Below are 21074 nucleotides of genomic sequence, written 5' to 3'. Positions count from 1 at the left end.
GGGCAGGGGCAAGCCCCCCTGCTGGAGGGGCAGCGCTTACGCGACGTCCGAGAGATCGACCTGCGGGGTCACACCGATGGCACGGCAGACATCGCGGGTGAGTTCCGCGCGGTTGAGCGTGTAGAAATGCAGTGCGTCCACGCCTTCATCGATCAACTCGCTGCACAGTTCGGTGCACATGGCTTGGGCCAGCAGGTCGTGCCGGTCATCGCGGATCGCGGCCTCATAGGCTTGGTCGACCCATTCCGGGACCGGCGTGCCGCATTTGACGGCAAATTTACGGGCCGAGGTCCAGTTCACCACCGGCAGGATGCCCGGCGTGATCGGCTTGTCGATGCCTGCTTTCACACAGGCATCGCGGAAACGCAGGAAGGTCTCCGCCTCAAAGAAGAACTGGGTCAGGGCCTCATCCGCGCCCGCGTCGAACTTGCGTTTCAGCCAGTCGATATTGGCCTGCTCGTCCGCCGCCTCGGGGTGCGGATCGGGGTAGGCGCCGACGCGGATTGTGAATTTGCCGGTTTTCGCCAGCGCCTCGATCAGCTCGCAGCTGTCGGCGAAGCCTTCGGGGTGGGGCACGAACCTGTCGGTGCCTGCTTGCGGGTCGCCGCGCAGGGCGACGATGTCTTTGATGCCCGCTTCGGCGAATTTATCGGCCACGTCGAGCGTCTCCGCCCGGCTGGCGCCAACGCAGGTCAGATGGCCTGCGACGGGCAAGCCCGAGGTGCGGTGTAGCACATGTGCCGAATCATGGGTCAGATCGCGTGTGGTGCCGCCTGCACCATAGGTGACCGAGAAGAAGCGCGGCGCCAGCGGGGCCAATGCCTGCGCCGCATCCCACAGTTTGAACGCCGCGCCGACGGTGCGGGGCGGGAAGACTTCGAAGGAAACGGCAGGGCTGGTCATTGAAAGATCCTTTTGGCGGTTTCACGTCTTGTCTCACATCTAGGCTTGTGAGACAAACTCATAACATTCATCTTGAACATGAGTAATGCCTCAAATGCATATTGAGTTCCGTCACCTGCGCACAATCAAGGCCATCCACGAGGCGGGCGGCTTGGCCCGCGCGGCGGATCAGATGAATATCACGCAATCGGCGTTAAGTCATCAGGTGAAGGGGTTGGAGGATCAGGCGGGGGTCGAACTCTTTGTGCGGCGCTCGAAACCGTTGAAGCTGTCGCCCGCCGGGCAGCGGCTGTTGAAGCTTGCGCAGCAGGTCCTGCCGCAGGTCGAAGCCTTGCAGGACGAGTTTTCGGGCCTGCGGGCGGGCAGCACGGGGCGGATGCATATAGCGATCGAATGTCACGCCTGTTTCGAGTGGCTCTTCCCGGTGTTGGAGCAGTTCCGCCGCCATTGGCCGGATGTGGATGTCGATATCCGCCCCGGTCTCGCCTTCGACGCTCTGCCTGCGCTTTTGCGGGAAGAAGTTGATCTGGTGGTCTCCTCGGACCCTGAGGAACTGCCGGGCGTCGAATTTGTCGAACTCTTTGATTATAATCCGGTTTTCGTGGCCTCTCAGAACCACCCTTTGGCCGAAAAGCCCTTTGTCGAGGCGGCCGATTTTCGTGGGGAGACGTTGATTACCTATCCAGTGGAGCGGACCCGGCTGGACGTGTTCAGCCAGTTGTTGATCCCCGCCAAGGTCGAGCCTGCGACGATCCGGCAGGTAGAGCTGACGGCGGTAATCCTGTTGCTGGTGGCGTCCAACCGCGGGGTCTCGGTCCTGCCGGATTGGGTGGTGCGGGAGGTGAAGTATTCGTCTGATTACGTCACGCGGCCCCTGACGGCCGAGGGGATCACACGGCGGCTTTATGCGGCGGTGCGGCGGGATGATCTGGGCAAACCGTATATGGATGAGTTGCTAAAGCTGGCCGGGCAGGAGGCGCGGAAGTTGCAGCGGGCCTGAGCGGGGTGCCGAGGGCCAGCGCCTGCCCGTGGGTGGGCGATCTGACCGTGGTTCATGCCGCTTTATGGTTCAGCCATGACGCACGGACGCGAAGTTGCACCAAGCCTTTCTAAATCGCTTACCCGGGGACGGGCAAGCGATGGCCCGGCGCCTGCGGCTTGACGCCGGGCCGGGTGGGTGAACGCGCCGTTCTACAAGGCGGAACGACGCACTCCAACGTTTACTTCACCTTAACGATGGCCTTGCCGGTGTTCCCGCCATTCAGCATGTCGATGAAGGCCTGCGGTGCATTCTCCAGCCCTTCGGTGATGTCCTCTTTCACCTTCACGCGGCCATCGGCGACCATCGGCGCCACTTCGCGCTGGAACTTCGGCATCTGGTCCCAGTGGTTCGAGATGATGAAGCCGCGCACGGTGAGGAAGTTCACCAAAATCGTCCGCCACAGCCGCGGCGCGGTGAGGCCAGCGCCCTCGGCATCGGCACCCAGCCCGCCCGCGTTATACCACGCGATCATGCCGCAAAGCGGGATGCGGCCATGGGGGTTCATCAGCGGCAGCACCGCGTCCAGCACCTTGCCGCCGACGTTTTCGTAATAGATATCAATGCCATCCGGCGCAGCCTCTTTCAGGGCGGCGCGCAGGGATTTGGCATCGTCATAGGCGCGGTGATCAAGGCAGACGTCAAAGCCGAAATCGCGGGTGGCGATCTCGCATTTCTCGGCGCCGCCTGCGATGCCCACAGTGCGCAGCCCTTTGGCCTTGGCCAATTGCCCCACGATCGAGCCGACGGGGCCGGTGGCTGCGGCCACGACGAGGGTCTCGCCCTCTTTCGGTTGGCCGATGTCGTTCAAACCGTACCAGCCGGTCAGGCCGGGCATGCCCAGCACGCCGAGCGAGGCGGTGATCGGCACGCCTTCGGCATCGACCTTCTGACATTGTTTCGCCGGGGCGACACCATGGGTGGCCCAGCCGAAGGCGCCAAAGGCAAAATCGCCTTCGGCGAAGCTCGGGTCATTCGAGGCGATCACTTTGCCCACACTGCCGCCTTCCATCAGCCCGCCGATGGGCACAGGTTCGGCATAGGACTTCGCATCGTCCATCCGGCCCCGCATGTATGGGTCGAGCGACATGTAATGCACTTCGACCAGAATTTCGCCGTCGCCCGGCTGTGGGATATCCGCGCTTTCAAGGCGGAAGTTCTCGGGCGTGGGTGCGCCATCGGGGCGGGAGGCGAGGACGATTCTCTGCATCTGGTCGGACATGGGGTTTCCTTCGTGCTGGTTGCTACAGCGTCCAAGGTGTTCCCTCGCGCTCTGAATGCAACCCGTGAGGTGCGCAAGAATCAATAAGCGGTGCAGGTTTCTGCCCCCTTGGCAATTGCGCTCTTGCGCCCTATACGTCCCGCCTTATCCATCAAAGGGCGCGAACAATGATCGGCAGTGCGAATCTCAACATCATGATCAAGGCGGCACGCAAAGCGGGGCGTGCATTGGTCAAGGATTTCCGCGAGGTCGAGAACCTTCAGGTCTCGGTCAAAGGTGCGGGCGATTTCGTGACCAAGGCCGACATTGGCGCCGAGAAGATCATCAAAGACGACCTGATGGGCGCGCGCCCGACCTATGGCTGGCTGGCCGAAGAGGGGGGCGAGGAAGAGGGCCAAGACCCGACTCGTCGCTGGATCGTCGACCCGCTGGATGGCACGACCAACTTTCTGCACGGTCTGCCGCATTGGGCCATCTCCATCGCGTTGGAGCATAAGGGCGAGATTGTCGCCGGTGTGGTCTTTGACCCCGCCAAGGACGAGATGTTCTTTGCCGAGAAGGGCACCGGCGCTTGGATGAACGAAGGCCGTCTGCGGGTTTCTGGCCGTCACCGCATGATTGAGTCGATCTTTGCCACAGGTCTGCCTTTCGGGGGCCGTGCCGATCTGCCTGAAACGCTCAAGGATTTGGGCCGCCTGCTGCCCGTCTGCGCCGGTGTGCGCCGCTGGGGCGCGGCATCGCTCGATCTCGCCTATGTCGCCTCGGGCCGTTACGATGGCTTCTGGGAGCGTCGTCTGAAGCCGTGGGATGTGGCCGCGGGCATGTTGATCGTCAAAGAGGCCGGTGGCCTTGTCGAGCCGATCCGCCCTGAGCGCAACATCCTGCAACATGGTGAGATCATCTGCGCGAACGAGCCGATCTATTCGACCTTCGCCAAGACGATCCGCGGCTGATCACTCGATCGCGACCGTCTGGCGCAATGCGCCGGTCAGCTGGTCAAAGATCAGGATCTCATCCGCATCCGTCACCACCGCATACCAGCCGCGCCCCTGCGTAAACGCTTGGGCGCTGCTGCCATCGGGCAGGGTGATGCTGCGCGGCATGGTTGGGCCTTGATCGCTCAGGCGGGTGACAAGCACGAAGATCAGCACTAGAACCCCGCCAATCATCACGACGGTCAAGACCGTCACCATCCGCCGCAGAAACCGCAGGTTCGCCGGTTCATCAGGGTTGTCCGTGTCCATGTCTCACCGCCGCATTGATTTCATTCTGGGCGATAGCCCGCCCGCCCGTCTTGATAAGGCGCTGGCCCGCGATGTGCCAGAGGAAGCGAACCTGTCGCGCACCCGTTTGGGCCGTTTGATCACCGAAGGCGCCGTCACGCTGGACGGTGTCGTGGTCCAAGACCCCCGCGCCAAGGTGGCCGAAGGGCAGGCGGTGCAGATTACGGTCGAAGAGGCGGCGGAAAGCCATATCCTGCCCGAAGACATCCCCCTTTCGGTGGTCTTTGAGGATGACGACCTGATCGTGATCGACAAGCCCGCGGGCATGGTGGTGCACCCCGCGCCGGGATCGCCTTCCGGCACCCTCGTTAATGCATTGCTGGCGCATTGCGGTGATGACCTCTCTGGCGTGGGCGGAATGAAACGGCCCGGCATCGTGCACCGGATTGATAAGGATACCACCGGCCTGCTCGTCGTCGCGAAATCTGATGCGGCGCATCACGGGCTGGCGGCGCAGTTCGAGAAACATACCGTAGAGCGTTATTACCAGACCCTCGTCTATGGGGTGCCGGATGCCAATGACCCGCGCCTGCGGGGCGTCAAAGGCGCGTCCTTCGAGGCGGGGAATATCCTGCGGATGACCACCCAACTGGCGCGGCACAAGACCGACCGCCAGCGGCAGGCGGTGCTGTTTCAAGGCGGGCGGCACGCGGTGACCCGCGCCCGCACGGTCGAGCGTTTTGGCACCCCGCCCGTACTGGCGCTGCTGGAATGCTGGCTTGAGACGGGGCGCACGCACCAAATCCGCGTGCACATGTCTCACGCGGGCCATGGTCTCGTGGGGGATGCGACCTATGGCGGGCGGCGCAAGCTGGCCAAGACGGCCTTGCCTGAGGCCACCGCCGAAGCAATCCGCGCCTTCCCCCGCCAAGCGCTGCACGCCGCCGTTCTGGGGTTCGAACATCCAGTAACCGGTGAAAACCTGCGTTTCGAAGCACCCCTGCCGCCCGATATGGCGGCCCTGCTGGACCTGCTACGCGACAGCCCCACCGCCCCATCGGCGTGACCCCGCCACCCCGCGGAACCGCCTAAGGATCGGTTACGTTTTGTTCACAGAAACTGTGCAGTCATGAACAAAAGCGTGAATGCTTCTGTCTTGAAAGCACGAAGGGGGCCGCCCATATTGCATGTTAAGCGAAATAACATAGGCCCCGATTAAACTGGGGAAAGGGACAAGACATGGCAAATTATGCAAATCTGCCCGCACCAACGCCCGAAGGCGGGCTGAACCGCTATATGCAAGAGATCCGCAAGTTCCCGCTGCTGGAGCCTGAGGAAGAATACATGCTGGCCAAACGCTGGGTCGAAGAGCAAGACACCGAAGCCGCGCATAAGATGGTCACCTCTCACCTGCGTCTCGCGGCGAAGATCGCGATGGGCTACCGCGGCTATGGATTGCCACAGTCCGAGGTGATCTCGGAAGCGAACGTCGGCCTGATGCAGGCGGTGAAACGTTTCGACCCTGAGAAGGGCTTCCGCCTTGCCACCTATGCGATGTGGTGGATTCGCGCCTCGATTCAGGAATATATCCTGCGGTCGTGGTCGCTGGTTAAGCTCGGCACGACCTCGGGTCAGAAAAAGCTGTTCTTCAACCTGCGTAAGGCCAAGAACAAGATTGGCGCGCTGGAAGAGGGCGATTTACGCCCTGAAAACGTGAAAGAGATCGCGACTCAGCTCGGCGTGACCGAGGATGAGGTCGTCTCCATGAACCGGCGGATGTCGGGCGGGGATGCCTCGCTCAACGCGACTGTCGGGTCCGAAGGCGAAGGCACGATGCAGTGGCAAGATTGGTTGGAGGATGAAGACGCCGACCAAGCGGGCGACTATGCCGAGCGTGACGAGCTGGAGACCCGGCGTGAGATGCTGGCCGAGGCTTTGGACGTGCTGAACGACCGCGAGAAGGACATTCTGACCCAGCGTCGCCTGTCGGATGAGACGGTCACGCTCGAAGACCTCTCGGCGCAATACGATGTCAGCCGCGAGCGGATCCGCCAGATCGAAGTGCGCGCCTTCGAGAAGCTGCAAAAGCGGATGCGCGACTTGGCGAAGGAAAAGGGCATGTTGGCGGCCAGCTAACGGCTGAACCAGATGATGCAGAGGGCCCCGCTTCTTTGAAGCGGGGCTTTTCTTTATTAAATTCGGGGTTCGATGAGCTGGCTTTCGAGCCTTGCGACTTCTCCGAAACAGGCGCCGATCGTGCCCGACTGCATCGCCCGGGCAGCGGCTTGCAGCACCGCCTGCAGATGCACGATCTGAGGTTCCGGCGCGGTGCCGAAATCCCGCAAGGACCATCTGATCAGCCGCCAATAGGCCGCGCGAAAGGCGTCGCTGAGGATCGGGTTCTCGATCATCTCCGATAGGGCGTTCAAAAGCCGGGCACGGATGTCGAAAAACGCCTCGGCACTATTTAGCGGGGCGAGGTCCATCATTCCCAGTATCCCGGCGAGCGACATGAGATGCGCGGATGGGGCGGGGGAGGGCGCTGCACATTTGCCGGCCGCTTCGATAATCGCCACAGCCGCGCGGATGTCATCCGCGCGCATGGGCGCGTCCAAAGGGGTCACGACAGACCCCACGCCGGATTTCACGGCGATCATGCGTTCATAGGCCAAGCGTTGCAACGCTTGCCGGATGGGCGTGCGGGACACGCCGAAACGCTGGGCGAGGGCCACCTCATGCAGCATGCCGGCGGCGATGTTCCGGTTCAGGCAGATGTCCGTCCGAAGCGCTTCTGCAATCGCGGCGCTGGATTTGACTTGGGTAGACATTGCCCGGCATCCTTCGTCTGTTCGATTTTACCTATTTAACATGTATACAGGTGCTCCTGCCGTTACTCAAATTCTATGGATGTTTTTATGTCTCATGATGTGCCTTTTTTCGATCCTGAAGCGACCTCGATACGCGCCGTTATCCCCACCCCCCGCGGCGGGCATCTGGCGATGACGGGTTTTCCGGGGCTGTTGACCCATGTGGATGGCAGCGCTTACCTCGATCCTCAACAGATGCGGGAAACCTTGGGAGGCCTGCGCGCGGCTGGGGCGCGTGAGTTGCTGGTTCTTACCGAGGAGGTCGAGCTCCCTGACGGAGCTTTTCCCTTGATTTTAAAGACTTCACAGTCTCTTGGCTTAAGGCTCTCTTTCGCGCCGATCGAAGATTTCAAAGTCCCTTGCGATAGATTCTTACCCGAATGGCCTGCACACCGGGTGCGTTTCGAGGCGGCGCTAGAGGCGGGAGAGACGGTTGCCCTTTCCTGCCAATACGGCGCGGGGCGCAGTGGGCTGATCGCGGCGTGGTTGCTGATCGGGGCCGGAATGCCCGCCGCGGAAGCCATCGCCTTGGTGCGCAGTCATTTCCCCGAAGCGATCGAAAACCGGCTTCAAGAAAACTGGCTGCTAGAGGTCGAAAAGGAGAGGTAGACCTCCCTTTCGCATAGGAAATGTGAAAAAAGTTTGGCGAATTATACGATTGCCCCATTGCCGGCAATTTGTTGCCACATTTACGCCACAATTGGGCCCGACAACATGTATACAGGTTGGGCAGGAGCGTCACCTCAGGGAACGCAAAGGCCCATAGAAAGGGAAGATAAGCGACCAGACGATTAGGAAGAGGATCAGACATGCCAAGCCGCTCTACCGCGCCAGAAACACTCGGCCCCATCACGTCCCTCAATGCAGGTGACATTCTCCGCCGCAAACGCAGCTATGATCCCGTCACCGTTGGTCACCCGTCCGATGAATGCCCCGTCACACTTACCATCTGCGACGCCCGATTTCACAGTGTACAGTATGCCCGCGACTTTGGCCGGGTCGAGGCGATGGTTGAAGTGACCTATACCTGCCATCCCGCCGCCATGCCGCAAAGGGTCCACCTGCGCACCAACGTTCCGCTGCGCCCTGCCGGCCAGCGACAAGAGCTTCGCCGACGGCTTATTCAAAGCGCCGTCACCCTGTCCACCCTGCTAAACCGCTTGAATGGAGGAGATACGACCCTGCGTGCTGCTTGACTCACAGCCCAATGCCTAGCAACTGCACCCCCTTTTGGGGGTGTTTTTTTGTCTGCGCGCCCCCATTTAATAAACCTTGGGGCGGGGGACATATCCCGGGTGAGGCCGTGACAAGCCGCCACTGCGCCCCATATCTAGGAAGTGAACCGCATGAGGAGGGCGCAACATGGCAGGTGGATGGACACGCGATGGCGCGGTGAGCGAGCAGATCGAAGCCTCCATTTCCGACGAATTGGCGCGGCTAAAAGCGCGCCGCGCGCCAGTGGGCGAGAGCCGCACCCATTGCGCGGAATGCGAAGAGCCGATTCCAGAGGCGCGGCGCATGGCGCTGCCGGGGGTAAAGCTTTGTATCGACTGCGTGCGGGAACGAGACGGGCAGGCGCAGATGCGCGGCGGAATTAATCGGCGAGGCTCGAAAGACAGCCAGTTGAAGTGACCTCAAGGCCGTTCTGCCCGCCGTCTGCGGCGAAGGGAGCGCCAGCGCCGAAATAGCCGCACATCCATCGCCGCCACCATGAGGCCAAGCGGCAGCATCCAGAATCCGAGGATCGGCAAGAACCCGAGGATGCCGCCACAGATGAGCAGCAGGCCGAGCGCAAATCTAAATCCGGGCGGCACCCGCCGCTGAATCCAGACAAAGAAGGGGGCGAACCTTTCTTTCAAGCGCTCGGCGCGGGACATCAGTCCTCCATCGCTTCCAATTCGTCGATCATGTCAGAGATCATCGACAGGCCCTTGTCCCAGAAAGCCGGGTCGCTGGCATCAAGGCCAAAGGGAGCGAGCAGTTCTTTGTGGTGCTTCGATCCGCCCGCTTTCAGCATGTCGAAATACTTCTCTTCAAAGCCCTCTTCACCTTCCGCGTAGACGGCGTAGAGCGCGTTCACGAGGCCGTCGCCAAAGGCATAGGCATAGACGTAGAAGGGCGAATGCACGAAATGCGGGATATAGGCCCAGAAGGTCTCGTAGCCCTCCATGTACTCGAAGGCCGGCCCGAGGCTTTCGGCCTGAACGCTCATCCACAGCGCATTGATGTCGTCGGGTGTCAGCTCCCCGCCGCGGCGCGCCTCGTGCAGTTTGCACTCGAAGTCATAAAAGGCGATCTGGCGCACGACCGTGTTGATCATATCCTCGACCTTGCCCGCCAGCAGCACCTTACGCTCGGCTTGGGTCTGAGCCTTGTCGAGCATCTTGCGGAACGTCAGCATCTCGCCGAAGACTGAGGCGGTCTCGGCCAATGTCAGCGGGGTGGAGGAGAGCATTTCGCCCTGATCGGCGGCCAGCACCTGGTGCACACCGTGGCCCAGCTCATGCGCCAGCGTCATCACGTCGCGCGGTTTGCCGAGGTAGTTCAGCATGACGTAAGGGTGCACGTCCGTCACCGTGGGATGCGCGAAGGCCCCGGGCGCCTTGCCCGGTTTCACGCCCGCGTCGATCCAGCCCTTGGTGAAGAAGGGCTTGGCCAATTCGCCCATGCGCGGATCGAAGGCGTTGTAGGCTTCCATCACGGTCGCTTCGGCCTGCGCCCAGTCGACCACCTTGGGGTCTTCCATCGGCAGCGGCGCGTTGCGGTCCCAGACCTGCATCACATCAAGGCCCAGCCATTTGCGCTTGAGCTCATAATAGCGGTGGCTCAGCTTCGGATAGGCTTCGACCACGGCGTTGCGCAGGGCCTCGACGACCTCCGGCTCTACGTGATTGCTGAGGTGACGGCCCGTCTGCGGCGTCTCCATGCCGCGCCAGCGGTCGAGCACTTCTTTCTCTTTCACCTGCGTGTTGTGCACGCGGGCGAAGGTGCGGATGTTGCGGCCCAGCACATTGGCCAACTCCCGCGCACCCGCCTCGCGCTTGGCGCGGTCGGGGTCGGTCAGCAGGTTCAGCGTGCCTTCGATGTTCAGCGTCTCGCCCTCGACCTCGAACTCCAGCCCGGCGATGGTTTCGTCGAACATGCGTTCCCATGCGTCGCCGACGACGCCGAGGTCGTGCAGGAACTTTTCCATCTCGTCCGACAGCTGGTAGGGCTTCATCGCGCGGATCCGGTCGAAGACGGGCTTGTAGCGCGCAAGATCGGGGTTCTCGTCCAGCAGTTTGGAGAGGTGATCGTCAGGCAGCTTGTTGAGCTCCAGCGTGAAGAACACCAGCGGCGTGGTGTAGTCTGTGATTTTCTCCTGCATGTCGGACATGAACTTGGCCCGGCCCGCGTCGGTGGTCTGCTGGTAGTAGCGTAGGCCCGCGAAGGACATGATGCGCCCGGCGACCTGATTGATTTTCTCGTTGCGCAGCACGCAGTCGAGCAGACCCTTGGCATCCAGCGCGGCCAGATTGCCTTCGTAATCGGCGGCGAAGCTGGCGCAGGCTTCCTCCAGCCAGTCGAGGTCGCGTTTCAATTCGGGCGCGTCCTCACTGGTGTAGAGATCGCTCAGATCCCATTCCGGCAGATCGCCAAGGTCTTTGCCCCCGGCGCTGGCGTTGGCATCGTGAAGCGGGAAGGGAAGCTGAAACATCGGTGTACCTCATTTGCGTTTCGTCACATCTATGCCTCCGGGCGGGCCGGAACAACCTATCCGTAGATGCGCAGCATTTCTTTCAGATCGTCGAGTGTGTTGGCCTCTTGCAGCGGCTTGTCCTTGCGCCAGCGCAGCATCCGCGGGAAGCGCAGGGCGACGCCGGATTTGTGGCGCGGGCTGGGCTGGATGCCCTCAAAGGCGATCTCGAAAACATGGTGCGGCGTAACCTGCCGCACGGGGCCGAAGCGCTGCTGCGTGTTCTTGCGCACCCATGCGGTGATCTGGCGGAACTCGGCGTCGGTGAGGCCCGAGTAGGCCTTGGTGAAGGGCACCAGATCGTTGCCGTTCCAGACCGCGAAGGTGAAATCGGTGAACAGGTTCGCGCGGCGGCCCGAGCCCGATTGCGCGTAGATCATCACCGCGTCGATGGTCAGCGGGTCGAGCTTCCATTTCCACCAGTCGCCCTTCTTGCGGCCCGAAAGATAGGGGCTGTCGGCGCGTTTCAGCATCAGCCCCTCGGCCTGCGCCTCGCGCGCCGTTTCGCGCAGGGTGGCCAATTCGGCCCAGTCGGTGAACTGGTGCTGGGGCGACAGGCGCACGGGTGCGTCCTCGGGCAAATCGGCGGCGGCCTCTTCCAGCAGGGCGCGGCGCTCGGCGAAGGGGCGGTGGCGGATGTCTTCGCCCTGCCATTCCAGAAGGTCATAGGCGTGCAGCACGACAGGGGCCTCCTTGAGCAGCTTCTTCGGTACGGTCTTGCGTCCGATGCGGGCTTGCAAAGCATTGAAAGAGGAGGGGAATTCCGCCCCCGGCTGCCAGACCAGCAATTCGCCGTCGAGCACGGTGCCCGGCGGCAGGTGATCGGCGGCGCGGGCCAGTTCGGGGAAACGGTCCGTCATCAACTCCTCGCCGCGCGACCAGACGAAATAGTCGCCGTCGCGCAGGATGAGCTGGCCGCGGATACCGTCCCATTTCCATTCCGCCCGCCAATCGCTCGGGTCACCCAAGCCTTCCGGCCCGTCCTCCAGCGCATAGGCGAGGTAGAAGGGGTAGGGGCGCGAGGCGTCGGCGCTGGCGTCCTCGGCCTCGATCAGGCTGTGCCATGTGACGTCGTCGGGGTGCCAATTGCCCATCAGGCGGTGCGCCATCTCCGCTTCGGGCCGGCCAGTGGCGCGCGAGAGCGCCCGGGTCATCAGCTTCTGGCTGATGCCGATGCGAAAGCCGCCGGTGATGAGCTTGTTGAAGAGAAACCGCTCGGTGCCGCCGAGTTGCTGCCACGCCGAAAGCACGAATTCCTTGCGCGCCGTGTCGTCGACATCCTTCAACCCGCGCAGGGCGTTGATCCAAGAGGTGAGCGTGCCGCTGTCGTCGCTTTCGACCGGTGGCAGGACCAGCGCGATGGTCTCGGCCAGATCGCCGACGATGGCATAGCTGTCCTCGAAGAGCCAGAGCGGCACGCCGGAAGCCTCGGAAGCCCATTCGCGCAGGCGGGTCGTAGTCACGGCGCGTTTCGGGCGGCGGCCTGAGAAGAGCGCCACGGTCCAGAGCCGGTCATCCTCGGAGGCCGTGGTGAAATACTCGGCCAGCGCGGCCACTTTCACCGTGGTCTTGGTGGTCTGGTCGACGGCGTTAAAAAGCGCGGCAAAATCCTTCATTCGCTGTCGCCCCCGTCGCCTTCGAACTGGGTGGGCACGACTTCGGCGTTCCATCCCTGATCGTTCAGGTATCGCGTGAAGATATCCGTGTAACCATGCGTTACATATATATTTTCTGCGCCTGTTTCACGGATCGCCCAAAGCAGCCCATGCCAATCCGCATGGTCCGAGATGACAAAGCCTCGGTCCCCCGCGCGCCGCCTCCGCACCCCGCGCAGCGCCATCCAGCCCGAGGCGAAGGCGCTTTCCTGCGCGCCAAAACGCCGCGCCCATTGGCTGCCGAGCGCGGAGGGCGGGGCCAGCACCAGCGCGCCGGGGTGTTCTTTAGGCGCCAGTTCGGGCGCGACCAGCGTGGTCTCGGGCAGCGCGATGCCTTGGCCGCGCAGCACCTCGTTGGTGTTCTCCACCGCCGTATGGGTCAGGATCGGCCCGATCTCGGGGTCGAGCATCGACAGAAGCCTCTGTGCCTTGCCCAGTGAATAGGCGCCAAGGAAAGCGGTCTTGCCTGCCGCCTTGCAGCCCGCCCACCAGTCGTTGATCTGTGCGGCCACCTCGGCCTGTGGCGCCCAACGGAAGACCGGCAGGCCAAAGGTGCTCTCAGTAATGAAATGGTGGCAGCGGACGGGCTCGAAAGCCTCGGACATGCCATCGTCGATCACCTTGTAGTCACCCGAGGCAACCCAAACCTCGCCACCGACCTCAACCCGGATCTGCGCGCTGCCGGGCACATGGCCCGCGGGGTGGAAAGAGACCGTGGCCCCGCCGATCTGGCGCGTCTCGCCGTAAGCGATGCCCTCGATGGCGATCTCGCCCAACCGGTGGCGCATCACGGGCAGGGCGGCATGGGTGGCCAGATAGCTGCCCATCCCGTCGCGGGCGTGGTCGGCGTGGCCATGGGTGATCAGCGCCCGGGCGACGGGGCGCCAGGGGTCGATGTAGAAATCACCGGCGGCGCAGTAGATGCCGTTTTCGGTGAAGCTGAGGACGGGTTCGCGTGTCATCCAAAGCAATCTAGGCGGCGCGGGCGGATTGCACAGGAAAATGACGCGGGCGCGGGGTTAAGGCGCGGGGTTAACCGGTGATATTGCCCAGATAGAGCTTTTCCAGCCCGTCGAAGATCGGCTTGCGCAACTCGGGCCTCTCCAACAGCACCTCATGCTCGCCACCCGGTACGATCTCAAGCCGCCCGCCTTTCCACTGCGCCATGCGCTTGTGGACGCGGTCGGTCGCGACGATACGCTCGTTGTTGCCAAGGTAGGTGACGCAGGGAATGTTAGGTGCGGAGCGTCCGGCGAGGTGTTTGGTCTCGGCCAGCGCCTCGCGCAGCCAGACGAAGCTGGGGCCGCCGAGGCTTAGCTCCGGATGGGCGGCCAGTTGATCGCGCATCATCGCGTACATCTGCGGATCGGTGGTCAGCAGGTTGTCCTCGAAAGGGGCGATGGCGGGATAGGCTTCGATCTTGGTGCCCGGGGGCAGGCGGTGGCCCTGTCCAACCCGGGGCATGAACTGCGCCAAGGACCACGCCAGCGCGCGCAGATGCGGGACGACATAGATGCCCCACATCGGGCCGGTGAAGGCGACGGCCTGCACCGGCAGCCCTTCCATCACGGCACGCAGGCCGATGCAGCCGCCCATGGAGTGGGCCAGCAGGAAATAGGGGCGCGGCAGGTTCAGGCTGCGCGCGGCGCGCAGCATGGCGGCGACGTCTTTCTGATAGTCGCTGAAAACATCCACATGGCCGACGCGCGCATCAGGCAAAAGCCGGTCCGACAGTCCCTGACCGCGCCAGTCGATCGCCATGGTGGCAAGGCCGCGCCGCGCGAAATCGGCGGCGCAAAGCCCGTATTTTTCGATATATTCGGTCCGCCCGGGAAAGAGCAGCACCGTGCCCCGCGCGCCTGCGCAGGGCCAATGACCCAGCCTGATCCGCTTGCCATCCGATGTCTCCGCCCAATGGGCTTGGCCCCCATCGGGGCCGGGGGCGATATCGGTGTAAAGCCGGGCCGGGTCCAGATGCATCAGCCGAGAACAGCGGCGAGCTTCATCGCCATGCCCATGTCGCCGTCGATCTTGAGCTTGCCGGTCATGAATGCGGATGTAGGGTTGGTGTCGCCTTCGAGGATGGACTGGAATGTCTCGGCATCCGCGCTCAGCGTCACGTCCGCCTCTTCGTCCGCCGCGCGGGCGCCGTTTTCGTCCATCATCACGGTGCCTTCACCTTCGATGTCGAACTTGGCCGTGCCGTCAAAATCGCTGCCGGCCAGCTTTTCGTTCAGCACCACTACCGCTTCGTTCACAATATCGCTCATCGCTCGCCCTTTTTTGGCATTTGGCCCCGCTACGTCTGGAATTGCGGCGGCAGCCTGTTACATTCAGTTTTGTTATGCGCATCATACCCGTCAACCTCAAACATACCGTTGCGGCAGTTGGTAGCTTTGTGTTGCTTGCGGGCATGGCCGTGGCCGAGAAGGCCCCGCCCGAGCTGATGCAAAAGCTGCGCGAGGCCCCAGCGGAGGAGGCCCCCAGAATCGCCCATGAGATCGAGGCGCATTGGCAGCGCTCTGGTTCGGCTGCGATGGATTTGCTGCTGACGCGGGGACGGGAGGCGATGGCGGATGGCGATGCACGTCTGGCGATCGAGCATTTGACCGCGCTGACCGATCACGCCCCCGGATTCGCCGAAGGATTCCATGCCCGGGCGCAGGCCTATTACGGGGCCGACCTCTATGGCCCCGCGCTGGATGATCTGGAGCGGACGCTGGCGCTGAACCCCGACAATTACAACGCGATCTTCGGCCTTGCCGTGATGATCCAGGAGTTCGGAGATCTGGGCCGTGCGGCCGCACTTTACCGCAAGACGCTCGCCCTCAACCCGCATCACGAGGACGCCCGCGCGGCCCTTGAAGGGCTGCGCCGGGACGGCATCGGGCGCGAGCTTTAATTCAAGGATAGACAGGTGGCAGGCAACAAGCGCGTCGTGGCCGTTCTCGGCCCGACAAATACCGGCAAGACGACCTATGCAATCGAACGGATGCTGGCCCATCGGACCGGGGTGATCGGCCTGCCGCTGCGGCTTTTGGCGCGTGAGGTCTATGACCGGATCGTCAAGGCGCGCGGGCCCTCGGTGGTGGCGCTGGTCACGGGCGAAGAGCGGATCGTGCCGCCGCGCACGCAGTATTGGGTGTGCACTGTCGAGGCGATGCCGCAGGAGATGGGCGCGGATTTCGTAGCCATCGACGAGATCCAGCTTTGCGCCGATCCCGAGCGCGGCCATGTCTTTACCGACCGTCTGCTGCGCGCGCGGGGCCTGCATGAGACGCTGTTCATGGGGGCCGACACCATGCGCGGCACCATCGCGGCGCTGGTTCCGGGGGTCGATTTCATGCGCCGCGACCGGATGAGCGAATTGATCTATGCAGGTCAGAAAAAGATAAGCCGAATGAAGCCCCGCAGCGCAATCGTCGGCTTTTCTGTTGAGAATGTATATGCCATCGCCGAGCTGATCCGCCGCCAGAAGGGCGGTGCGGCGGTGGTGATGGGCGCACTCTCTCCGCGCACGCGCAATGCGCAGGTGGCGATGTATCAGAACGGAGAGGTCGACTATCTGGTTGCCACCGATGCCATCGGCATGGGGTTGAACCTCGATGTCGATCATGTGGCCTTCTCGGCGCTCAGCAAATTTGACGGGCGGCGGATGCGGCCCTTGGCCCCGAATGAACTGGCGCAGATCGCGGGGCGGGCAGGGCGCGGGTTCAAATCTGGCACCTTTGGCACCACCGGGGACGCGCCTGCGCTGGACGATCACCTTGCCCGCGCGATCATGGATCACAACTTTACCCCGCAGAACAAGATCAACTGGCGCAATCACGCTTTGCAATTCGGCAGCATTGACCGCCTGATCAAGACCTTGGAAATGCCGCCCGAAGACGAGCGGCTGGTCAGGGCGCGGGAATCCGACGATCTGCGCGCGCTCAAGGCGCTGGCGCAGGTGGATGAGGTTTTTGCCCGGGCCACGGATGGCGCTTCGGTGCGGCTCCTGTGGGATGTGTGCCGGATTCCCGATTTCCGCGGCATCAGCCATGCGGAACATGCGGGGCTCTTGGAGACCATTTTCAACGATTTGCACCAGCGCGGATATATCCCCGATGATTGGCTCGCACGACAAATCAAACGAATTGATCGAACCGATGGCGACATTGATGCGTTGTCCAAACGACTCGCGTTTATTCGCACATGGACCTACGTTGCGCAGCGCAAGGGCTGGACAAAGGACGAAAGCCATTGGCGCGACACGACGCGTGTCGTAGAAGACCGCTTGTCGGACGCTCTGCACGAGCGTTTGACTCAAAGATTTGTAGATCGGCGCACGAGTGTATTGCTGCGCCGGCTTGGACAGAAGGAAGCCATGGTGGCCGATGTAAACGAGACCGGTGAAGTCACCGTTGAAGGTGAATTTGTAGGCAAGCTGGACGGGTTCCGCTTTCGGGTGGACAAGGGCGCGGGTGCGGCTGAAGACAAAACGGTGAAAACCGCCGCATTGCAGGCCTTGGCTCCGCAGTTCCATCTGCGCGCCGACCGGTTCTACAACGCCCCGGACACCGAGATTGATTTCACCGAACAGGGCGGCCTCATGTGGGGCAGCGCCGCGGTGGGCAAACTGACCGCTGGCAGCGACGCGCTGAAGCCGCAGGTCGAAGTCTTTGTCGACGATATCGCCGGGCCTGAAGTGGCCGAGAAGGTGAAACGCCGCCTTCAGCACTTCATCGACCGCAAGGTCGCGGCCCTGTTCGAGCCGCTTTTGGGGCTGAGCAAGGACGACACGTTGACCGGCCTGGCCCGTGGCTTTGCTTTCCAACTGGTTGAGAATTTCGGCATTCTGCCCCGCGCCCAAGTGGCCGAGGATGTGAAGGCGCTGGATCAAGATGCTCGCGGTGCGCTGCGCAAACATGGCATTCGTTTTGGCCAGTTCACCATCTTCATGCCGCTGATGCTCAAACCCGCGCCGACACGTCTGCGTCTGGTGCTCTGGTCGCTGGCCAAAGGGCTGAACGAATTCCCAGAATCCCCCCCGCCCGGTCTGGTGACCATCCCGGTCGAAGCCGAAGCGCCTGCTGGGGCCGACACCATGTCGGGCTACCGCAACGCCGGCAAACGCGCGATCCGCATCGACATGCTGGAACGTCTCGCCGATATGCTGCGTGCCGAAGATTCGCGCGGCGGGTTCGAGGCCAAGCCTGACATGCTGTCGATCACCGGCATGACGCTTGAGCAATTCGCCGACCTGATGGAAGGTCTGGGCTACAAGGCCGAAAAGGACGAGCGGACCAAGGTGAAACCCGTCGATGTGGTGATGCCCAAAGACGGCAGCCATGACGCGATGGACCCTTCCGCCGATACCGTGGTGCCAGAGAAACTCGACAGCGATCTGCCCGGTGACGACGCAGCCGACAAGCCGATCATGGATGTCGCCGCCGAGGAACCTGCAGGCGGTATCATCGAAACCCCTTCGGATGAGACTAACCCCGATGACCGCCCTGCGGATGTGGCGCAGATGCCCGACGATGGCATCGCCCCCATGGCCGATGTGGCCGCCGAAGAGCCTGAGGTCGACACCAACATCCCCGAAGTGCCAGCGGAAGAAATCCCGCAGGGCACTGCGCCCGACGCGGATGTCGCCGGGCCGGAGATGGAGACCTATTACATCTTCACATGGGCCCGCAGCCCGCGCGGCAATGGCGGTGGCAACCGTCGCGGCGGGGATCGCAATCAAGGGCAGGGCAAGCCGCGTGGCAAACCTGCCAAGGGCAAGGGGCGCAAGCCCGGCGGTGACAAAGGCGGCAAGTCGCAGAACTTCTCTGCCCGTCCTCCGCGCAAGGAAAAGCAGATCGACCCTGACAACCCCTTTGCCGCCGCGCTGATGGGGCTGAAGGACGACAAGTAAGTGGAGGCGGGCGCGAAACTGCGGCTGGACAAATGGCTGTGGCACGCCCGCTTTTTCAAAACCCGTTCGCTCGCTGCCGCGCAGGTGGCGGGCGGCGCGGTTCGGATCAACGGCACGCCGACGCAGAAACGCGCCAGCAGTGTCGGCCCCGGCGATGTGCTGACTTTTTCGCAAGGCGACCATGTGCGGGTGATCCGCATCGAGGCGATCGGCCATCGCCGCGGCCCGGCCCCCGAAGCGCAGACGCTCTACACCGATCTGTCCCCGCCGCAGCCCAAATCAAAGGACAGACAGCCCGAGAATCCCGGTTTTGAGGGAAAGGGCCGCCCGACCAAGCGCGACCGCAGGCAGCTTGATCTTTCTAAGGCGCGCCACCTTGAATGATCCCGCGCCCCAGTTTAGCTAGTCCCTCACATATCCAGCCAGAGTTTCCGCATGACCTATATCGTGAATGACGCCTGCATCGCTTGCAAATACACCGACTGTGTCGAAGTCTGCCCGGTGGACTGCTTCTATGAAGGCGAGAACATGCTGGTGATCCACCCCGATGAATGCATCGATTGCGGCGTTTGCGAGCCTGAGTGCCCCGCCGATGCAATCCGCCCGGACACCGAACCGGACATGGAAAAATGGGTGGAGTTCAACCGCAAGTATTCCGAACTTTGGCCCGTCATCATCACCAAGAAAGACCCGTTGCCCGAAGCAGAGGAGATGGATGGCAAAGAGGGCAAGATGGAGCTCTTCTCCGAAAAACCGGGCGAGGGCGGCTAAGGCACGGCGATTCGCGCTTTGTTGCGCCTCTGTGACCTCAACTTTAAGTGTTAACCCGCTGAATTGACCGGGAAACCGCCGAGGCTGGCTTGGGGGCGCTTCCGAAAGGCGTGATTCTGTGCTATAGTGTCTTCAAGCTGTAACACACGAGCCTGATAATGTTTCGACCCTGCTGCCAAGGTTGACCTCACATTTCTAACTCAAACGCACCCGAACGCAGACCGCTCAGGCTGCGCTTCGCATGCGTTTTACGTGCTGTTCAGGTGTCTGAGTTAATGGCGGGGCTTCCCCCGCGCGCCAAGGAGCGATCTATATGACCAAATCGAAAAAGCTTGATTTCCGCCCCAATGAATTCGTCGTCTACCCTGCGCATGGCGTCGGGCAGATCGTCTCGATTGAGGAGCAGGAAGTTGCCGGCATCGCGCTGGAGCTCTTCGTAATTTCCTTTGAAAAAGACAAAATGACCCTGCGGGTGCCGACCCATAAGGCGACCGAAATCGGCATGCGCGCCCTGTCGACACCCGATGTGATCAACCATGCGATGAAAACGCTCAAGGGCAAGGCCAAGGTCAAGCGCGCCATGTGGTCCCGCCGCGCGCAGGAGTATGAGCAAAAGATCAACTCCGGCGATCTAATCGCCATTGCCGAGGTCGTGCGCGATCTGCACCGCACCGACGACCAGCGCGAGCAGAGCTATTCCGAGCGTCAGCTTTATGAAGCAGCGCTTGAGCGCCTGACCCGTGAAGTGGCCGCTGTGTCGGGGGGCGATGAACTCGCCGCCGCAAAACAGGTTGGCGACGTGCTGGAAAGCCGTGTGGCCGCCTAAAGATCGCAGGATTTAGGATAATGCCGCGTCCCTTCCGGGGGCGCGGTTTTTTTATGGAATGGCCTGCCAGCCGTAGGCCATCATCTGGCAACCGGTCAGCAGGGCGATCTCGGTCACCTGTTGGGTCGCACCCAAGACATCGCCGGTCTGCCCGCCGATCTTGCGTTTGGCGATCTGGCGGACCACCAGTGCGGCAAGCAGCGCCAAAAGCGCCAAGCGCCATGCGGAATAATCCGGCGCCAGAACGATCACGACCACGCCGATCAGCACCGCCACCGCCGTCGCCAATTCCCCGGGGCGGCCCGTGCGGTCAGACAGCCCATCGCGGCGGGCGGTGGGCAGGCTGTCCATCACCCAGACCATTGCCGCCCGCGATCCGCAGGAGGCGACGACCAGCGCCCAGATCAGCGCCTCATCCGTAATCAATTCGCTGATGAGATACCAACGCAGCAAAAGCGACAGCACCAGCGCCACGACACCATAGGTGCCGATCACGCTGTCTTTCATGATTTTCAGCCGCTTTTCGCGGGTCCAGCCGCCCCAAAACCCATCGGCGCAATCGGCAAGGCCGTCTTCATGGATCGCCCCGCTTAGCATCACCAGCGTCAGTAGCACGAAGGCGGCCACCAGCGGCGGCGTCGCGCCCATGCGCGTCAGCGCCATACCAACGGCTCCGGCAATCAGCGCCAGCACGATCCCGACCAAGGGGTAGGCCCATGCGCTGCGGGCCGGGGGGCGGAGCGGCTCGGTCGGGAAGTGGAAATGCGGCAGGGGCAGGCGGGTCAGCAGGGCAAAGGCTACGGCGATGTCGCGGGGCCGAAAGGCGCGCCTCAGGGCGGTGATGTCGGGAATGGCCATTATTTCGCCCCTTCGGCACTTTCAGCGCCGACAGGCTAAGGCTAGAAACGATTGAATATCAATCCGCAAAGG

The 21074-nt window shown here is 62.5% G+C and carries 23 protein-coding genes; 12 read left to right on the top strand and 11 right to left on the bottom strand.

Annotated features, from left to right (window positions below):
• Positions 1-36: 36 nt before the first annotated feature.
• Complete coding sequence (locus ACGYK2_RS03790) at positions 37-903, bottom strand: methylenetetrahydrofolate reductase (RefSeq protein ID WP_271689594.1); 867 nt, start codon at positions 901-903, stop codon at positions 37-39.
• A gap of 94 nt (positions 904-997) precedes the next feature.
• Between ACGYK2_RS03790 and ACGYK2_RS03785 the strand changes: the two genes are divergently transcribed.
• On the top strand, positions 998-1903 hold the full coding sequence (locus ACGYK2_RS03785; RefSeq protein WP_271689596.1) for a LysR family transcriptional regulator: 906 nt from the start codon (positions 998-1000) through the stop codon (positions 1901-1903).
• Positions 1904-2123: 220 nt separating this feature from the next.
• On the opposite strand, the gene ACGYK2_RS03780 is transcribed toward ACGYK2_RS03785, so the two are convergent.
• Complete coding sequence (locus ACGYK2_RS03780; RefSeq protein ID WP_271689597.1) at positions 2124-3164, bottom strand: NADP-dependent oxidoreductase; 1041 nt, start codon at positions 3162-3164, stop codon at positions 2124-2126.
• A 167-nt stretch (positions 3165-3331) separates the two neighbouring features.
• Between ACGYK2_RS03780 and ACGYK2_RS03775 the strand changes: the two genes are divergently transcribed.
• Positions 3332-4117 carry an inositol monophosphatase family protein gene (locus ACGYK2_RS03775; protein ID WP_067264836.1) on the top strand — a complete coding sequence of 262 codons (786 nt, stop codon included), beginning with the start codon at positions 3332-3334 and terminating at the stop codon, positions 4115-4117.
• On the opposite strand, the gene ACGYK2_RS03770 is transcribed toward ACGYK2_RS03775, so the two are convergent.
• A complete protein-coding gene (locus tag ACGYK2_RS03770; protein ID WP_271689598.1) occupies positions 4118-4408 on the bottom strand; it encodes a DUF6476 family protein in 291 nt (96 codons plus the stop codon).
• Here ACGYK2_RS03770 and ACGYK2_RS03765 point away from each other — a divergent pair.
• Positions 4407-5453: an RluA family pseudouridine synthase gene (locus tag ACGYK2_RS03765; protein WP_271689942.1), complete on the top strand. Its 1047-nt coding sequence runs from the start codon at positions 4407-4409 to the stop codon at positions 5451-5453. The genes ACGYK2_RS03770 and ACGYK2_RS03765 overlap by 2 nt on opposite strands.
• A 173-nt stretch (positions 5454-5626) precedes the next feature.
• On the top strand, positions 5627-6523 hold the full coding sequence (rpoH, locus tag ACGYK2_RS03760; RefSeq protein WP_209219310.1) for an RNA polymerase sigma factor RpoH: 897 nt from the start codon (positions 5627-5629) through the stop codon (positions 6521-6523).
• Positions 6524-6579: 56 nt separating this feature from the next.
• Here the strand turns inward: rpoH and ACGYK2_RS03755 are convergent, their stop codons facing one another.
• Complete coding sequence (locus tag ACGYK2_RS03755) at positions 6580-7215, bottom strand: GntR family transcriptional regulator (protein WP_271689599.1); 636 nt, start codon at positions 7213-7215, stop codon at positions 6580-6582.
• A gap of 87 nt (positions 7216-7302) precedes the next feature.
• On the opposite strand from ACGYK2_RS03755, the gene ACGYK2_RS03750 reads away from it, so the two are divergent.
• The 3 genes from ACGYK2_RS03750 to ACGYK2_RS03740 all read left to right on the top strand — a co-directional run bounded on the left by ACGYK2_RS03750 (position 7303) and on the right by ACGYK2_RS03740 (position 8886).
• A complete protein-coding gene (locus ACGYK2_RS03750; RefSeq protein ID WP_276154441.1) occupies positions 7303-7863 on the top strand; it encodes a hypothetical protein in 561 nt (186 codons plus the stop codon).
• 200 nt (positions 7864-8063) lie between these two features.
• A complete protein-coding gene (locus ACGYK2_RS03745; protein WP_271689601.1) occupies positions 8064-8450 on the top strand; it encodes a hypothetical protein in 387 nt (128 codons plus the stop codon).
• A gap of 166 nt (positions 8451-8616) precedes the next feature.
• The gene (locus tag ACGYK2_RS03740) at positions 8617-8886 is read left to right on the top strand and encodes a DksA/TraR family C4-type zinc finger protein (protein ID WP_067262455.1); all 270 of its coding nucleotides are present in this window, start codon (positions 8617-8619) and stop codon (positions 8884-8886) included.
• 2 nt (positions 8887-8888) lie between these two features.
• Here the strand turns inward: ACGYK2_RS03740 and ACGYK2_RS03735 are convergent, their stop codons facing one another.
• The 6 genes from ACGYK2_RS03735 to ACGYK2_RS03710 all read right to left on the bottom strand — a co-directional run bounded on the left by ACGYK2_RS03735 (position 8889) and on the right by ACGYK2_RS03710 (position 14915).
• Positions 8889-9131, bottom strand: a complete 243-nt coding sequence (locus tag ACGYK2_RS03735; RefSeq protein WP_271689602.1) for a hypothetical protein — start codon at positions 9129-9131, stop codon at positions 8889-8891.
• The gene (locus tag ACGYK2_RS03730) at positions 9131-10951 is read right to left on the bottom strand and encodes a M3 family oligoendopeptidase (RefSeq protein ID WP_271689603.1); all 1821 of its coding nucleotides are present in this window, start codon (positions 10949-10951) and stop codon (positions 9131-9133) included. The genes ACGYK2_RS03735 and ACGYK2_RS03730 overlap by 1 nt, the downstream gene beginning before the upstream one ends.
• 56 nt (positions 10952-11007) lie before the next feature.
• Positions 11008-12606 carry an ATP-dependent DNA ligase gene (locus ACGYK2_RS03725; protein ID WP_271689604.1) on the bottom strand — a complete coding sequence of 533 codons (1599 nt, stop codon included), beginning with the start codon at positions 12604-12606 and terminating at the stop codon, positions 11008-11010.
• The gene (locus tag ACGYK2_RS03720) at positions 12603-13607 is read right to left on the bottom strand and encodes a ligase-associated DNA damage response exonuclease (protein ID WP_271689605.1); all 1005 of its coding nucleotides are present in this window, start codon (positions 13605-13607) and stop codon (positions 12603-12605) included. The genes ACGYK2_RS03725 and ACGYK2_RS03720 overlap by 4 nt, the downstream gene beginning before the upstream one ends.
• 70 nt (positions 13608-13677) lie before the next feature.
• On the bottom strand, positions 13678-14625 hold the full coding sequence (locus ACGYK2_RS03715) for an alpha/beta fold hydrolase (RefSeq protein WP_271689606.1): 948 nt from the start codon (positions 14623-14625) through the stop codon (positions 13678-13680).
• The gene (locus tag ACGYK2_RS03710) at positions 14625-14915 is read right to left on the bottom strand and encodes an SCP2 sterol-binding domain-containing protein (RefSeq protein ID WP_067262473.1); all 291 of its coding nucleotides are present in this window, start codon (positions 14913-14915) and stop codon (positions 14625-14627) included. The genes ACGYK2_RS03715 and ACGYK2_RS03710 overlap by 1 nt, the downstream gene beginning before the upstream one ends.
• 74 nt (positions 14916-14989) lie before the next feature.
• Between ACGYK2_RS03710 and ACGYK2_RS03705 the strand changes: the two genes are divergently transcribed.
• The 5 genes from ACGYK2_RS03705 to ACGYK2_RS03685 all read left to right on the top strand — a co-directional run bounded on the left by ACGYK2_RS03705 (position 14990) and on the right by ACGYK2_RS03685 (position 20144).
• Complete coding sequence (locus ACGYK2_RS03705; protein WP_067262476.1) at positions 14990-15547, top strand: hypothetical protein; 558 nt, start codon at positions 14990-14992, stop codon at positions 15545-15547.
• A 15-nt stretch (positions 15548-15562) separates the two neighbouring features.
• Positions 15563-18547 (top strand): helicase-related protein, encoded by a 2985-nt coding sequence (locus ACGYK2_RS03700; RefSeq protein ID WP_271689607.1) that lies wholly within the window; start codon positions 15563-15565, stop codon positions 18545-18547.
• Positions 18548-18931 carry an RNA-binding S4 domain-containing protein gene (locus ACGYK2_RS03695; RefSeq protein ID WP_271689608.1) on the top strand — a complete coding sequence of 128 codons (384 nt, stop codon included), beginning with the start codon at positions 18548-18550 and terminating at the stop codon, positions 18929-18931.
• 51 nt (positions 18932-18982) lie between these two features.
• On the top strand, positions 18983-19318 hold the full coding sequence (gene fdxA / locus ACGYK2_RS03690; RefSeq protein WP_067262482.1) for a ferredoxin FdxA: 336 nt from the start codon (positions 18983-18985) through the stop codon (positions 19316-19318).
• Positions 19319-19631: 313 nt separating this feature from the next.
• Positions 19632-20144 carry a CarD family transcriptional regulator gene (locus tag ACGYK2_RS03685; RefSeq protein ID WP_007120274.1) on the top strand — a complete coding sequence of 171 codons (513 nt, stop codon included), beginning with the start codon at positions 19632-19634 and terminating at the stop codon, positions 20142-20144.
• Between the two features lie 51 nt (positions 20145-20195).
• Here the strand turns inward: ACGYK2_RS03685 and cobS are convergent, their stop codons facing one another.
• Positions 20196-21002, bottom strand: a complete 807-nt coding sequence (cobS, locus tag ACGYK2_RS03680; RefSeq protein ID WP_271689609.1) for an adenosylcobinamide-GDP ribazoletransferase — start codon at positions 21000-21002, stop codon at positions 20196-20198.
• Positions 21003-21074 lie beyond the last annotated feature (72 nt).

Origin of the sequence: Sulfitobacter sp. 1A10359 (genome assembly GCF_043558145.1) — a bacterium.
GTDB lineage: Bacteria > Pseudomonadota > Alphaproteobacteria > Rhodobacterales > Rhodobacteraceae > Sulfitobacter > Sulfitobacter faviae.
The sequence above is the reverse complement of the archived record's forward strand: the minus strand, read 5'-3'. Positions and strand labels throughout refer to the sequence as shown.

Excerpts from the sequence above, each read along its gene's own strand:
- ACGYK2_RS03770 (WP_271689598.1), bottom strand. The coding sequence starts at position 4,408 with ATGGACACGGACAACCCTGATGAACCGGCGAACCTGCGGTTTCTGCGG.
- ACGYK2_RS03705 (WP_067262476.1), top strand. The coding sequence starts at position 14,990 with ATGCGCATCATACCCGTCAACCTCAAACATACCGTTGCGGCAGTTGGT.
- ACGYK2_RS03790 (WP_271689594.1), bottom strand. The coding sequence starts at position 903 with ATGACCAGCCCTGCCGTTTCCTTCGAAGTCTTCCCGCCCCGCACCGTC.
- ACGYK2_RS03780 (WP_271689597.1), bottom strand. The coding sequence starts at position 3,164 with ATGTCCGACCAGATGCAGAGAATCGTCCTCGCCTCCCGCCCCGATGGC.
- ACGYK2_RS03745 (WP_271689601.1), top strand. The coding sequence starts at position 8,064 with ATGCCAAGCCGCTCTACCGCGCCAGAAACACTCGGCCCCATCACGTCC.
- fdxA (WP_067262482.1), top strand. The coding sequence starts at position 18,983 with ATGACCTATATCGTGAATGACGCCTGCATCGCTTGCAAATACACCGAC.
- ACGYK2_RS03765 (WP_271689942.1), top strand. The coding sequence starts at position 4,407 with ATGTCTCACCGCCGCATTGATTTCATTCTGGGCGATAGCCCGCCCGCC.
- rpoH (WP_209219310.1), top strand. The coding sequence starts at position 5,627 with ATGGCAAATTATGCAAATCTGCCCGCACCAACGCCCGAAGGCGGGCTG.
- ACGYK2_RS03740 (WP_067262455.1), top strand. The coding sequence starts at position 8,617 with ATGGCAGGTGGATGGACACGCGATGGCGCGGTGAGCGAGCAGATCGAA.
- ACGYK2_RS03785 (WP_271689596.1), top strand. The coding sequence starts at position 998 with ATGCATATTGAGTTCCGTCACCTGCGCACAATCAAGGCCATCCACGAG.
- ACGYK2_RS03710 (WP_067262473.1), bottom strand. The coding sequence starts at position 14,915 with ATGAGCGATATTGTGAACGAAGCGGTAGTGGTGCTGAACGAAAAGCTG.
- ACGYK2_RS03755 (WP_271689599.1), bottom strand. The coding sequence starts at position 7,215 with ATGTCTACCCAAGTCAAATCCAGCGCCGCGATTGCAGAAGCGCTTCGG.
- ACGYK2_RS03735 (WP_271689602.1), bottom strand. The coding sequence starts at position 9,131 with ATGTCCCGCGCCGAGCGCTTGAAAGAAAGGTTCGCCCCCTTCTTTGTC.
- ACGYK2_RS03715 (WP_271689606.1), bottom strand. The coding sequence starts at position 14,625 with ATGCATCTGGACCCGGCCCGGCTTTACACCGATATCGCCCCCGGCCCC.
- ACGYK2_RS03685 (WP_007120274.1), top strand. The coding sequence starts at position 19,632 with ATGACCAAATCGAAAAAGCTTGATTTCCGCCCCAATGAATTCGTCGTC.
- ACGYK2_RS03725 (WP_271689604.1), bottom strand. The coding sequence starts at position 12,606 with ATGAAGGATTTTGCCGCGCTTTTTAACGCCGTCGACCAGACCACCAAG.
- ACGYK2_RS03720 (WP_271689605.1), bottom strand. The coding sequence starts at position 13,607 with ATGACACGCGAACCCGTCCTCAGCTTCACCGAAAACGGCATCTACTGC.
- cobS (WP_271689609.1), bottom strand. The coding sequence starts at position 21,002 with ATGGCCATTCCCGACATCACCGCCCTGAGGCGCGCCTTTCGGCCCCGC.
- ACGYK2_RS03750 (WP_276154441.1), top strand. The coding sequence starts at position 7,303 with ATGTCTCATGATGTGCCTTTTTTCGATCCTGAAGCGACCTCGATACGC.
- ACGYK2_RS03775 (WP_067264836.1), top strand. The coding sequence starts at position 3,332 with ATGATCGGCAGTGCGAATCTCAACATCATGATCAAGGCGGCACGCAAA.
- ACGYK2_RS03730 (WP_271689603.1), bottom strand. The coding sequence starts at position 10,951 with ATGTTTCAGCTTCCCTTCCCGCTTCACGATGCCAACGCCAGCGCCGGG.